Annotated in this window: 10 protein-coding genes and 1 pseudogene; 5 read left to right on the top strand and 6 right to left on the bottom strand. The window is 46.0% G+C overall.

Features of this window, described 5'->3' with window-relative positions; translation table 11 throughout:
• Positions 1-407 precede the first annotated feature (407 nt).
• The 3 genes from FYZ48_RS07050 to FYZ48_RS07040 all read right to left on the bottom strand — a co-directional run bounded on the left by FYZ48_RS07050 (position 408) and on the right by FYZ48_RS07040 (position 3430).
• A complete protein-coding gene (locus FYZ48_RS07050; protein ID WP_149338801.1) occupies positions 408-1244 on the bottom strand; it encodes a hypothetical protein in 837 nt (278 codons plus the stop codon).
• A 238-nt stretch (positions 1245-1482) separates the two neighbouring features.
• Positions 1483-2064, bottom strand: a complete 582-nt coding sequence (locus tag FYZ48_RS07045; protein ID WP_149338799.1) for a hypothetical protein — start codon at positions 2062-2064, stop codon at positions 1483-1485.
• Between the two features lie 301 nt (positions 2065-2365).
• The gene (locus tag FYZ48_RS07040; protein ID WP_149338797.1) at positions 2366-3430 is read right to left on the bottom strand and encodes a hypothetical protein; all 1065 of its coding nucleotides are present in this window, start codon (positions 3428-3430) and stop codon (positions 2366-2368) included.
• Between the two features lie 659 nt (positions 3431-4089).
• Between FYZ48_RS07040 and FYZ48_RS07035 the strand changes: the two genes are divergently transcribed.
• A complete protein-coding gene (locus tag FYZ48_RS07035; RefSeq protein ID WP_149338795.1) occupies positions 4090-5346 on the top strand; it encodes a tetratricopeptide repeat protein in 1257 nt (418 codons plus the stop codon).
• A gap of 35 nt (positions 5347-5381) precedes the next feature.
• On the opposite strand, the gene FYZ48_RS07030 is transcribed toward FYZ48_RS07035, so the two are convergent.
• Positions 5382-6266 carry a hypothetical protein gene (locus FYZ48_RS07030; RefSeq protein ID WP_149338793.1) on the bottom strand — a complete coding sequence of 295 codons (885 nt, stop codon included), beginning with the start codon at positions 6264-6266 and terminating at the stop codon, positions 5382-5384.
• Between the two features lie 1005 nt (positions 6267-7271).
• Here FYZ48_RS07030 and FYZ48_RS29870 point away from each other — a divergent pair.
• Both FYZ48_RS29870 and FYZ48_RS07020 read left to right on the top strand, forming a co-directional pair.
• The gene (locus tag FYZ48_RS29870; RefSeq protein ID WP_187781906.1) at positions 7272-7679 is read left to right on the top strand and encodes a very short patch repair endonuclease; all 408 of its coding nucleotides are present in this window, start codon (positions 7272-7274) and stop codon (positions 7677-7679) included.
• Positions 7672-8754, top strand: a complete 1083-nt coding sequence (locus FYZ48_RS07020) for a DNA cytosine methyltransferase (RefSeq protein ID WP_149338791.1) — start codon at positions 7672-7674, stop codon at positions 8752-8754. The genes FYZ48_RS29870 and FYZ48_RS07020 overlap by 8 nt, the downstream gene beginning before the upstream one ends.
• On the opposite strand, the gene FYZ48_RS07015 is transcribed toward FYZ48_RS07020, so the two are convergent.
• Entirely contained in the window at positions 8751-9659 is a 909-nt protein-coding gene (locus tag FYZ48_RS07015) for a NaeI family type II restriction endonuclease (protein ID WP_149338789.1), read from the bottom strand. The genes FYZ48_RS07020 and FYZ48_RS07015 overlap by 4 nt on opposite strands.
• Before the next feature lie 852 nt (positions 9660-10511).
• Between FYZ48_RS07015 and FYZ48_RS07010 the strand changes: the two genes are divergently transcribed.
• Both FYZ48_RS07010 and FYZ48_RS07005 read left to right on the top strand, forming a co-directional pair.
• Entirely contained in the window at positions 10512-11099 is a 588-nt protein-coding gene (locus tag FYZ48_RS07010) for a recombinase family protein (protein WP_187781905.1), read from the top strand.
• A 75-nt stretch (positions 11100-11174) separates the two neighbouring features.
• Positions 11175-13106, top strand: a complete 1932-nt coding sequence (locus FYZ48_RS07005) for a recombinase family protein (RefSeq protein ID WP_149338785.1) — start codon at positions 11175-11177, stop codon at positions 13104-13106.
• Here FYZ48_RS07005 and FYZ48_RS07000 read toward each other — a convergent pair.
• A pseudogene (locus tag FYZ48_RS07000) lies at positions 13099-13761 on the bottom strand (magnesium chelatase domain-containing protein); the annotation flags it as partial. The gene FYZ48_RS07005 and the pseudogene FYZ48_RS07000 sit on opposite strands and share 8 nt — an antisense overlap.
• Between the last annotated feature and the right edge of the window lie 281 nt (positions 13762-14042).

Raw genomic sequence — 14042 nt, 5'->3', positions numbered from 1 at the left:
ACGTGTAGTGTCTCTACACAATCGCACTAATTTGTCCATGAGGCATTAGCCTGTCTGCTGGCATGGGCGAAACACCACCCGAGAACCGCACAGGTGGCCGTCTAACGCACTTTCGCAAAGAACTATGAGAGGTGGCTTACAAAGTCATATAATGACCCGCGCAAGCGGTCATTTGAGTGATTGTATGTGATTCAATGACTTTCGTTGACAGAATCCGCACTTTCGCAGGTTTATCGCAACCCTTAAGGAACAGTCCATACCGGTCGCGATCCCCCTATAGAGCAGAGTTTTTTTGCGAAGACACAAGAAGTCCACAGCTGCTGGATTTGTCTACAAGATCGTAGAATAGGCTTCAGACATCTTGCCTCTTCTAATGGAGAAAGGTGGCCATTCAGGAGGCCCTTGCGTCAGGCAAGATCGTCTCCAAGCCTATCCATCATTGCGGTAAACAATTCGGGAACGGTCTGGCCTGAAAAACAGTGCGTCTTTACATCTTCGAATTTTTCGATTAGGGCTCCGGTTCGACATGGAAAATACTTCAAAGTGGCTTGTTCGCACTTGACTGAGAAAGGCGGAAACTTGGTCAACATTCTTGCAATATTCGGATGAAGTTTCATCAGTTGGTGGATCGTCGGGACCGGAGATCTGGCCATTCGCGCTTGAGTCATCAAGTCCTGATCTAAAATGTCTTCAAGTGCCACACCCGCAACGGGACCGACAGTCTCTTCAAGGACAAATTCTGGCAAGTATTGCTGGATGTCTGCTGTGTTTTGTTGTAAGCCAATCGTCATATCAATAACGTGGAACGGCGGCACCATCAACCAAGCGTGGCCAGCGGCGTTCGAGCCTTCGGGGGCATCGAAAAAATGTGCCCAGTACCGTGGTTGCTGTTTCGTTGCTGGATCGAATTCGATTGTCAGGGAACCTGCCATCGTAGAACACCAGATACCTAAACGCTCGTAGATTTTCATCGCCGACTGAACGAAGTCCAGGCACGCACCAAGTTTTCCGTCCTGCTTCAACTCTCCGTAAAGGTAGTCTGCCACCAGCGGCACAACGCGTCTGCTTCGCTCCAAATACTCCTGTGAATACTTCTGACTCGCGACGTATTCACAGTATGTCTCCAGCAAAAACGGGTTGTGTTGTTCCGCAGTAATGAAGCTCTGGTGGTTGTAAAACTCAACTTCGTCAATCGGAATTTCGAAAGCAGTTAGCTCGGCCTCGACATCAGCAATAGAACGCATGTGCGACCTTTCTATCTGGGAGAGTCATTTATGATAGCAAAGCTTACACCAAATTGTCCACGAGGCCTTAGCCTGTCTGCTGGCATGACCGAAACACCACCCGAGAACCGCACAGGTTGCCTTCTGACGCGTTTTAAACATGCGAGACGCGAGACTACGAGAAGAGACTTACAAGGCCGAGACGGTGCCGTATTTGGCTGGTAGCAGTCTTGGGGAACTCTCGGATAAATATCCAGTGTTAGTTGCTTGATTGCGAATGTACTAGCTCTATTAATTTTTTCTCAGCTTCAGCCAAATGATCACAAAGCTTATCAGCTGCATCCAAAGCTCTGTCGTTTTCGTTATCGTTAGATACCTCAAACTTTCCCATTGCGGCCTCGGCACCCGCGCTAAAAATTAGATTGGTGATATCCTCTCCTAAGACGGCCCCATGCTTAGAAATATACAAATCGAGTTGTTTCTCAATCTTATTAAAGTCTTGCGCAATAGTTGCACAAACTTCCCCCCAATCCATTTCTGGATGAGTAAATGGTACCGATATAATATTTAAACGAAGTGAAACAAATTCAGATGCGGCATCAAACTGACGTTCAAAGATAAATTCTGATTTTTTTAGTTTGTTCTTATAGCTTTCTATCTCTTGTGTGAACTGATTACGCAGTGATTCAAGTTCGCGCACGTACTTTGCTTTCTCGCGCTCCATAAGCCGACTAGCCCAAATTTTTCCAAGCCAGTTGGAAAAGCCGAAAATTATTGCTGCCCCACCACCTAACGAACTTAGGACAGCAGCACTAATACTGAGTATCTCTGTAATAGACACCTCTTGATTCCTCACGCACGACGATCATCACAACCGGGCGACGACGGTTATGTTGATCTCGAAGCTCACTTGATTTGCCGCCTCGATTCACACAATAGTTAAACGGACATCTCAACAGACGTCGACGCAAAGGACCTTAGCAAGCCCAGCTCCACCAACACCACTAGCCGTAGCTCCGGCTGCAGAGATGCCGAATTCACTCATGAGTCATTCTTGTATCTCAACCTAAACGTCGCATTCACCAGCTGGTGCAAACAACTTCCAATTGCGATATACCTATGCCGACCGCCGCGGGATTTTGTTAGTTGTTTTTGTCTCCATGGTTTCTAAGCCGCCAGGCTAGGTAGAACGGCATTTCCTTAAGTGAATCACGCGACTTAACATACTCCGCGTACTCCCTTGCAAGAAGCATAATTAGACCACCGGCTCCGAGCATTGACGTTGCTGGGGGTATGGCGATACCACTGAGAGTGAGAAGGCTCAGTGCAACGGCGCTGACGGTTGCCCCGCCGACTTTGAGCCTATTCATTGTAGTGATAGTTTTGAATTGCTGATTGATCTTGTCTGTTGCAGGACGAACGACGTCGTTGAAAACATCGTAAGACTCGCCGGGGTCGTCCCGTGCTGTAGCGAGTAATGTCAATACGCTCTGTCGAAACGTAGATAGCGAGTCACTCTCGTCATCCAGTATCTTCGCGAGGTCTGCGAATGGCACGCCGTCGATATATGGCACGGAAATGGTACACAGCTCGGTCGCCGGGTTGGGCGGCGCAGAATCCAACAGAGGCAGCGCCGATTGTTCAGACTGGGAATCCCGGTATATCCATGCTGAATCTGGAAGATTGGGCTCAACATCTAAAATTTGAATATTACGACCTCCTTGTTCGTTTCTTCCGTTTTGATACGCGAGAAGAACTGGATGGGGCCGAACTAGAAGACGACCTGCTTCCGCGAGCGGCGCAGTATCACAAAGGAACTGAGCTACATCGTCATCATCTCGCATGGTGTGCCCGGGGAAGACCATGGGAGTTCCATTATTCATGGCGACGTTGTGTTGTTCCAAGACTTCCGGTGGAATATTTACGAATTTTGGCCAATATGGTGCTTCGCCAGCGGCCATGAGTACAATCATATTAGTACCGCCTTCAACGAAGACGGATGTAAAATCTGACAGGATTAAAGACGCCTTGAGACGCAACAGGGATTCAGGCGAGAGGTCGCTTTTAACGTCAGTTTTTAATCCCCGAAATTTGGCGATGGCAGCTCGAAGTGATGCGTCATTTTCAGGAAAAATTGACGCATAATCTGAGGGGGCCGACAGCCCTTCGGTGGTCAGGTTTTTGCAGAGTGTCAATAGTTCTGACATGTGGCCATGCTCGCAAAAAAATGATTTGGTAGCAAGCTTGAATTGTTCGGGGCATCAAGGTACGAGGGTGGTGTAATTATGTTTAACTGGAGGCTGGTTGTCAATAGAAACGGATACCTGACGATGATGCCATTGCATAGGCCACTTTCGACCGATAAAATGAAAATAAGATCATATCTGACCACTTGTTGATTTGGTAATTAAGCGATGAGCATAATGGAGCTATAATGCCAAAAATGTACCGAGCGATGCGTAAGGGTAACGACGACAAGCCCATTGTAGATTCGACTGGCAAAGGATTAGGGGTTCGTAGTGAGCCGGTCAATGGGATAACCGATGTTGATCTTGACGATCAAGGCTGCGTACTTTTGAATAATAAAGGAATGTCAGTCGCCCCCAGGTGGCGTGCTCTGCCTTTTTTCCTCATCTCGAAACGGCTGATCGACGAAGTTCCTGGCGCCCGAGGTTCAAGCAGTCTGTATTGTTTCAGAATGGGGGACGGAAATTTTCGGGATAGTAACGTATCGGCATCACTGACTCTTAAGGTAAGCAGTGATAGGCACGGTGTTATGTGCCCAAATTCACTCATGAGTCTGAGTGACTACGAAAACGCGTTGGTTTCGACGCGGGAACAGTGGGTGGTTGACGAGGACTAATTCATGCCACATGCTAAATTTTCAAGCGAGAAGTATTATCGAGATGTTGTGCATGGTTTGCTACGACTGCACGAGCTAGAAGTTGAGGGAAAATCTGACAGCGTTGAAGCAGATGAAGTACGCGACCAAATGGAATATCCTTGGCACTTGCTATCGGATCAGGAGAAGGAGAGGATTACAGGGCTTTCAGTAGATCTCTACTCAATAACAAATCCTCCGAAGCTTAAACCACCGACCTCACAATCCCAAAATAAACTGTTTGAGGCATTCATAGCTCATCAGTATGGACAGTGGGATAAATCTCTTGAACTTCTTCGGATGGGAGGGGAGCATGTTGATGCTGCGATTTGTGCATACGTTCGTGGGAGCGTTTGGATGGAGGCCGGAGATGACGCCACTGCATCTGTTTTCTTTAAGCAAGCCGCTGACTTGGATTCGGACAATCCAAATTACACTGTGATGTTTCTTCAAAGTCTTCGCACAGAGTCTTCTGAGAAGGCTCTACAAATCGCAATGAATTTTCTAGCCAATCATGACGACGTTCCACCAGAGGTTGTTGTGAAAGCAGCAGAGATACGTTACGCATCGACACTAAAGATGCAAGAAGTTGAATCGCGCATTGTCCTTGAAGAGTTACTGCAAATACTTCAGCCAGTTGCACTAGCGCTAGAGTCGGATGACTCCACGCTTGATTCAATATTCTTAATGGCCTTGTCATTAATTGCTACTTGCCAAGATCACCTTGGGAATGTTGCAGAGGCACTGAAGGCCTATAATAGAGGAATCGCTGCTAGTCCACATAATGATGCGCTCTTGGTTGCACGAGGTATTTTGCTATACGGTACGGACGCTGGCAGTATTCTTGATTTTGAAGAAGCGATAAAACTTCGCACCCCTCTGGTATGGCCGTATTTCTATCTGGCGCATAATCTACTCATCAGTAACCGTCTAGAGGACTGCATTCGTATGTCCGAACTCGCGTTGACTATGTCAGCATCTGATTTAGTTAGAGCCAGTTTATTTGAATGGATTGCGATAGCTAAATGCGAGTTGGGTTTTCCTGTAGCTCAGATTAGGCAGGCATTTGAAGAGGCCATGCTACTTGCACCAGATAATGAACGTATTCGCTCAAACTTCAGCACATTTGACAGCTGGTCTGCGACCCAAAAGAAGGCCATTGTTTGGGAAAAGGTGACGGAGGAAACTATTCAGGCATTTGGGCACAGTGAATTCAAGCCAGTATTAGCATTAGCAGCCTAAGTATGAGATAAAACTAAAATCTTAAGAGCAGCGGTCTACTCCCACTCTTCGGCTACAATGTATTCGTTAGGTACTACCCCCCAGGACCCCAGGTAGCCTTTGGCAGCATCAGGGTGGTCTGCTTTGTAAGTTGCAGAATTCATGGCCTGCTGGGCTTCACGGGTCGCGTATAAGTTGACTGTGTTACAACCCTCTTTGTCTGCGATGGCCTTGGCCACCTGGCGTTGTGTGTCCACCGGTGTCCCACGTGAAAAGCTGGGGATCAAGACCTCGGCATGTAGCCCACCGACGGGGCGGTTTTTCTTCTGGATTACTTCGTATTCGGGTAAAGGCTGTTCTGCAATCTGCTCCGGTTCTTTTTCAGTCTGCTGTTTGCTGAGAAAGTCAGACTTTGTTGTTTGGTACAAGTCCCGAAGTTCATTCGGTTCAAGTGATGGCTCTACATCTGCTTCTACGGCCACAGTACAGAAATGCTTAGCCTTTCCCATGTCACCACTCTCAAAATAGTACTCGATGACACGTTTAAGCATTTTGCTTTTGGGCTTGGTTGATTGATTTAAAATGTCTGCATAGCGTTCCACTGCCTCTGCCTTTTTGCCTTCCGCCCACAGGGCATCTGCATCTTCTTCGTGTGTTGTAACAAAGGTTAAAAGCATGAAGCTGATGGTAAAGGCAAGCACGACATACCGCTTTACGGTTGTATCTATACCTAAAGGTTTAAACACAGTCTCCTGCCAGTCCTTCTTGTACAACAAGGCGACAGCACCGGCAATAATTGCAAGGGAGAGTAACGTACCACCGAAGGGGCGCGCTTTAACTATAACGCTTGTCAAAAAAAACATGACAAAGATTAGCAGGCTCGGTACCAGGCAGCCTGTTTTGGTAGAGGGTGAGGCAGGTTTGTGGTTTGGTGTAGTCATGTTTTCTCCAGGATGATGGGATATAGGCCAAGTCATGGGCCTGCTGGAGAAATTTAAAGGCAAAGGTGGGGAGGCCACCTATACCTTGTCCCTCGAAAGGTTCGCCAGAACCTACTAAGCAACGCAGCACAAGCAACACTCCCCACGCAGTCGTGGAGGTGCCTTGTGCTTGCGGGATGCTTAGTGAATAAACTGGCGATTTATCGAGGGTCTCGCAAGCAGAACCAATTGTCATTGCAAACGAACAAAGAATGTCGTTATGCGTTGGTGTGTGACACTTTTATGAAATCTGGCCTCTTAGTAAAACAAAATGAACTTGAAAAGCACCCTATTAGAAATTGCCTTTCGGTTTGGTCTAATGGGGGGAACTGAAGTTTTCTTAAAAACTTCTCACTGTAAGCAGACGTAATCTAATTAATTCTGCTTCAGCCTAGCATGGTAACAAATGTATCTGCGCTGTCCTAGCATAAAGTCACCTCAACCTAGTGATTGTAAAGCAAGAATTGAGGTAAAACCAAACTACTTTCTAGCGGGGCGTAATAAGTAATAAATAAGTCTATCAATGGTCTGTTTTGGCTAGCGTCAAGGGTGCTTTGACGTGTAGAGGGTCTACACGTTAACCCAAATTGTCCCGAGCCATTGGCCTGCTTGCTGGCCTGACCATTTCCCTCCCCTAAGACCGTCCAGGTTGCCGTTTGACGCGTTTTAACGACGCGAGACGACATAAACTACGAGAGGTGCCATGCAAAGCCAATATTGCGTCCTTATTTGGGTATTGACTAAGCCCTGTGACTGGTAACTTTGCTAGGAAGTGGGGCATAAAATGCTCTAGAGATGTGGATACTATTCCACAGAATGTAGAATATGTGCAGTATGTAATTTTTGCTCCAATATTGTATATAGCATTACTACAATGTAGAGTGTGGCAACGCTTTGCTAGGAACATAGAGTCTCTATAGATCTAGAAAAAATATCTATCAAAACACCATTATCTTGGAGTACATAATGGATGTTTTCAGCCCTGAGAAACGCTCAGAGGTTATGTCTAAAATAGGATCGAAGAATACCAAGCCTGAGATCCTCGTGCGGAAAGTACTCCACTCCTTAGGAATGCGATTTAGGTTACATAGGAAGGATCTCGCTGGAACGCCAGATATTGTTCTTCCCAAATACAAAACAGTCGTATTTGTCCATGGATGTTTTTGGCATGGACATAGTTGTCCGAAGGGACAAAGACCTGCTACGAATGTGGAATTCTGGAACTCAAAGATTGAGAAGAATATAAAAAACGATAGTCGAGTTGGTAGAGTGTTACGCTCTAAGGGTTGGCATGTCTTCACAATTTGGGAGTGCCAGACGAAGGATATGGATTTTCTAAGCAAGAAGCTGCTACGGATAAAAGAGAATGGCTAAAACAATTGAGAAACCAAAACTGGTTGATTTATTTTCCGGCGCAGGAGGCCTAACGCTTGGATTTGTCCAAGCTGGATTTGAGCCGATCTATGCCATAGAGCACGATTCGGCATTTGCTCAAACATATGCAACAAACTTTGGGTGCCATGTTGATTCTAGACCGATTGAAGAGGCTATTAACGATAAAGACGTACAAAAAATTCGAGCAGATATAGTTATTGGCGGTCCGCCTTGCCAAGGTTTTTCGAACTTAGGGCCAAATCGTGCAGACGATCCTAGAAGAGCTCTATGGCAATATTACATTGATGTGGTGAAATCAACTCGGTGTAAAGTTTTTGTCATGGAAAACGTACCCAATCTCCTAACAAGTGAAGAGGGGGCAGAGATCATTCGAACAGCTGAAGAGCTAGGGTTTGAAATTCGATCCGGCGTTTTATTGGCTTCACAGTATGGTGTTCCGCAAAACCGAAAGCGAGCATTTATCATAGGAAGTAAAATTGGGGCAATTGAACTTCCAGAACCAACAGGTGAAGTTTCGACTGTGCGTGATGCATTTAAGGGGATTCCTGCCAAGCCTACTGTTCATAACTTTGTGCAAAACGGTCCCGTACCAACGGAGAAGCTACACATTGCTAGAAACCCAACGGAACTCAGTAAAAAGCGATATGCATTAATTCCACCAGGTGGGAACCGATTTGATTTGCAACGTCTTGCTCCTGAACTAACACCTCAGTGTTGGATTAAAAAGACTCAAGGAGGAACCGATTTGTATGGGCGTCTTGAATGGAACGGACCGGCTCGATGTACAATTCGGACAGAGTTTTACAAGCCAGAAAAAGGTCGATACCTCCACCCCAAAGAGGATCGACCGATTACACATTGGGAAGCAGCTAGGCTACAAACATTTCCCGATGATTTCCTATGGTGTGGCTCAAAGATAAAAATTGCTATCCAAATCGGTAATGCTGTTCCCCCTAAACTTTCTAACTGCATTGCGAAACACATCGCTAAAAATATATCTATTAAGAAGACTGTAAAGCGAAAAAGAGTTAGAGTAGCTAAGGCGAAGGTTTAATAATAAGGTACCTCCGGAGCATCACAAATTGGATCATCGTCCTTTGCTATCCTCCAGAGTTTATCTTCGATTCCAACGACGCCTTGTCCCGGAGAATTAGCAGGGGCAACGCGGATGCTAACAGATTCACCTTTGTCAGGTATTGGCAAGCCAAGTTCTTTTGCAATCTGTCTGTGTCTCTCATACTGCCCGAGAATAATAATTCCTTCGGATTTTAATTTGCCTCTTGAGCCCCCATTGCCTCTGACCCTTTTCATGTAGTCTTCTTGCTGGCCTAAAGTAGCAATCACACCCCTACCAATTACTTTTCCTTGTGCGACGCGGAAAATTTCATTAATTCTCTTTTGTCCGGTTGGTAGATCCATTATCGCTTCAACAGTATCCCTGGGGAGTTGTAACAAGATATTCGGTTTTAGTTCAGCATCTTTGAAAATCCACACTATATTGTCGCGACCATGAGCTCCGATATTTCGCTTCGAGTCCCGATTACGTCCTTGATTCAAGATTTCTGTAGATATCCGAACAATCCCCATACTCCAACGTGAGCTTTCGTCATTCGCTGAAAGTAGGATGCATAGGTGACCAACGGCTTCAAGAGGGATCATCCACCCATACAATGATTGTGAATATTTGCAGTCAACCTCTATGCCGGAAATTTGGTAATCCATATCCTTTCCATCTTCAAATTCAAACTCGCGATGTAAGTTGATTTCGACGAGAGTGCCACAATGTGTTTTTTCGGTTTTATGGAGTTGGTCCCAGCGATATCGACCAGTGTGCTGACCATCATAGAGTTGGTCTAGGGTGCTACGCAGTACTCTTGCGATGCGTTCACCTTTAGGGTCAATCTTTTGAATTTCATGAATTACAGATTTTAATTCTTCATCAGTCTTTGAGCATGACATCGATAGTTGTGCAATCGAATTGACGGCACGACTTTAAAGCGAAATATGACGCTGGCAGGATCGTGACGATGTGATTGGTGAAGTCCAATGCTCGCGATGAGGCCTATCTCTCCAGATTGCCTTTTCGTGAACGAACAACCTGCCATTTTCTCTGCGATATCTGATGTGTTCAAGTTAAATGAGAAACGGTGTTCAGTAATCACCGAATTTATTTTTAAATAAGCACATGCCTCGAATTAAGATTCAAAGGGGCCTGATGGGTTTTTGCTTTTACATTGTGTAGCGCAAAGATCTGATAGCTTTGTGAAAACAGACCTCAAACTTTCATGTAGAGCATGACCGCCAGTCACCACAATGTGTACTTGGCCTATTCTGCGATTTGCTCGTGATTACACTGGTTTACTGTTTATTGCTGCCTATTTAGGAAGAAACAATCACCTAAAATCATCAAATAACGCGTGTAATATTAGAAAAAAGTTAGAGAAAGTTAAAAATTCTTAAATGGCTTTATTTATATGGCTTACGAGTACAGGGAAGAGCGTAACTCTTGTAAATGGCACAATTTCGATTTTAGAACGAGGGGGTTAGTGCGCTATAGAGGTAGCCAGTCTATTTTTCTGCTTTTTAGCCAAGCTAATTGGTAGAGGATCGGAACGATAAATCAAAGCAACTACAGAGTGTAAAAAACCAACCCTGAAATGAGAGTACCACCAAAAGACTATGAATGGAGGCAAATCAATTCACAAGAATCTGTAAAGCGTCAAGTGGTCTTGGGGTTTAACAAAAAGCCATCCTCTGCATAGTATGTTCGCATGTATACTTTGTAACATGTTTTGCTACAGGAGAAGGGTTATGAAACACACAGCTATTTACGCACGGGTCTCGACAAGCGAGCAGTCCCATGCGAGCCAGGTGCCTGATTTAGAGAGGTGGGTAGAGACGCATAGTGGTCCCATTGTGCACTACGACGACACCGCCAGTGGTCGCACCATGCAACGTCCGGGCTGGCAAGACTTAGAAGCCAACATACGTGTGGGCAAAGTGGCCCAGCTTGTCGTGTGGCGGCTAGACAGGCTAGGACGGACTGCTGCAGGCTTAACCGCTTTGTTTGACGAGCTGAGGCAACGCAACATTAACCTGGTAAGCATAAAGGACGGATTAGATCTGTCCACGCCTGCTGGCATGCTGATGGCAAACGTTTTAGCTAGTGTCGCCCAATTTGAGGCCGAGGTTATTAGCGAGCGGATCAAGGCAGGCGTTGCCAAAGCAAAAGCAGACGGCAAGCAATGGGGGGGGAGCAAGCCGGGGAGGCGAAAGGTCTCCCAAGAGCAGCTTCAGGTAATAAAGCAGCTAAAGTTAAATGGAACACCTGTTACAAGAATAGCAAAGGCTGTCGGGCTGTCACGCCCTACGATTTATGATGTTTTAAGACAGGGGTGAGTTGTCACTAAAAGCTCGTGTACAGATTTATTTTACTAACATTTTATATTTACGGTCTAAGAAAGGACGAAGATCATGTCACAGAGACGACGCAAGCCAATACCAAAAGTTTATTCATACATTCGCTTTTCGACTCCCGAGCAATCAATGGGTGACAGCGAAAGACGTCAGCTAGAACTTGCAAAAAAGGCAGCAAAAAAAATTGGACTGCCCTTGGATGATACGCTGGACCTGACAGATCGGGGATTAAGCGGGTACCACGGGGTACATCGTACGAAAGGTAAACTGGGAGATTTCTTGGCAATGGTAGAAGCAAAACATATTGCTGCAGGTAGCTATTTACTAGTTGAGAATTTTACCCGCCTGAGCCGTGAGGGAACAGTTAAAACCCTACGAGAAGTAATCTTTAAGCTGTGGGACCACGGAATAATTCTCCAAACGATAAGCCCTGAAGAAAAATATGAGCCTGGCTGTGATAAAGACCCAAAGTTCATGGTACTGTTTCTTTTCCTGCGACAAGCTGAAGAATCTTCACGTCAAAAGAGTGAATGGGGTAAAGCAAACTGGAAGCAGAAACGTAAGCTTGCCCGTGAGCAGGGGGTTCATATCACTAAAAGACGTCCTGCTTGGCTAGATGAAGACTTCAAACCAATCCCACATGCGGTGAAGTGCCTGAAACGTATTTTTAAACTCAAGCTGCAGGGCGTTGGGGTAGCCACTATTGCTGAAAAGATGAACCAAGAAAAAATTTGGGAACGTCCGAATGGTTGGCGATCTAGTTACGTAAAAAAAATCATCACTAACCGTGCTGTGATTGGCGAGTGTCAATTACATATCAAACAAGGCAACAAGCGAATACCGGATGGCGATCCGATACCGGACTACTATCCTAAGGTTGTAAGTAACGATCAATTTTTTGCTGTTCAAAAACAGCTTGCCGGTAACCGGGGTTGTGGCGGGCGAAAAGACAGATGCAGTAACTTGTTTACAAGAATTATCAAATGTGCCTATTGTGGCGGCACAATGCAGTTTGTTGATAAGGGCAAACCACCCAAGGGGCAACAGTATCTCCAATGCTCTAATGGCTACCGATCACATAAATGCGAACGCTACCGTATACGATATGATGAATGTGAGAATTTAATCTTGAATAATTGCATCAAACTAAATCCCGGAGAGGTTCTTCCTGATCCCGATGAACAGACTGAAAAATGTCTATTACTCCGTCATCGCATTGATGCCAAAGAGGCTGAGAAAAGAGATATAGACAGACAGATAGATAATTTGGTCGACCAGATCAGCAGAACAGAATCAGAATCAATTCGTGATCGTTACCAAGATCGAGTTACCAAGTGTGAGTCCAAACTAAGCGAGATTGAGGGAGAATTATTAGAGGCTGAGCACGAGCTTTCAATAATCGAGCAGGACGAAAATATGGTAAGCAATTGGTCAAAAAATCTTGAAACTCTGAAGGATGCAATAGTCGGGGAGAACGTTGCCGAATTGAGATTACGATTACGAATCCACTTGGAAGAATTAATCGACAGGATCGAGGTTTTTGCGCAAGGATATCGAGAGGATGAAAACGACGAAAACAAACGTAGACCCAAATGGGAAAAAGTGAAAGGCAAAAAGAGGGTGAAGTTCATACCTGCTCAACCACAACAAGCTGACGATTTTTTTGATGTTTGTGAAGCTCAGTTCAGCGAATTTGTCCCAGAGCTATGGGAGGATAGAATGTTCCGAAAATTTGTATGGCACCTGGCAGAACAACGTAAAACCAGAAAGGGAAGGTTTATTCGCATTTTCTTCAACACTGGAAGACATGTTGATCTGGTCCCAGAAGGGAGCCTTGCATCTGGAGTGGAGTTGCGAGAGAATAAGTGGAAACGAATCGGTTGGAGCTTTGAGTCACCAAAAATTGACAGGATGTGGCGGGACTTCAAAACTGATTATAGGAAGAAAAAAGGCAAATCTACGCGACAGGGTAAACCGGTTACAACTTGAGAAGATGATGCATGCCGGCGGCAGCGACGGTGATTGCGCGTTTGGCGTATTCCTGTCCCTTCACATCGCTGTAGTCGATGTCGTACTGGCCATGTTCTTCGAGGGCGTTTTCCCAGCTGAACTCGACCGGTTCGATGGGCAGTGTTCCCGTATAAAAGCCGACCGCTTCGGCCAGTGTGCCGACCGCGTAGACATCCAGACCATCGACAACCGCTGCCTCATCGGCATTCTCGACAGGGACGAGCAGCCCCTGCTTTCCCTGCTCGCGGGCGGAGAGTGCCATCGACAGAGCACCCCGAATGGGGCGAATTGTACCATCCAGGGCCAGTTCTCCCACGGCGGCGTAGTCTTCGAATCGGTCTGAAGAGAGCTGTCCGCTGGCAGTTAACAATCCCAGGGCGATCGGTAAATCAAACGAAGCGGCATCTTTGGGGAGGTCGGCCGGGGAGAGGTTGATCACAATCCGGTCGATCGGACGATTGTATCCGCTGTTGACCAGAGCACGTTCGATCCGGTGAGTGCTCTCTTTGACGGCTGCTTCCGCCAGCCCGACCAGAATCGTCTTGGGCAGCGCGCCGGGCGAGATATCGACTTCGACTTCCACCGGCCTGGCATCGATGCCAAACAGGGAATAGGTATAAAGCTTGGCCAGCATATACGGTCTCTGTCATCAACGGGGATTACTTTTATTATGTCCAGTGTTCAATTAGTTCAGGCTATGCTACCGGAAAACGGAACACCAGTCCACATGCCCAGCCTGATATGCAGTCGATTTCGGGTTAAAAAACGGGTCAAAACCGGAGGATTTCGGTAAAGCGTCTCTGATTTTCAGTGGAATGGCTTTTTTTCATCCGATACTTTGACTAAAATACCCGACCCGTTACGAAAGAGATTCTGCAGACCTCATCAGTAATTGTGTGGTCTTAATTCATATAA

The organism is Gimesia chilikensis (genome assembly GCF_008329715.1).
Taxonomy (GTDB): domain Bacteria; phylum Planctomycetota; class Planctomycetia; order Planctomycetales; family Planctomycetaceae; genus Gimesia; species Gimesia chilikensis.
Note: the sequence above shows the minus strand (reverse complement) of the source record. Positions and strands in the feature narration are given on the sequence as shown.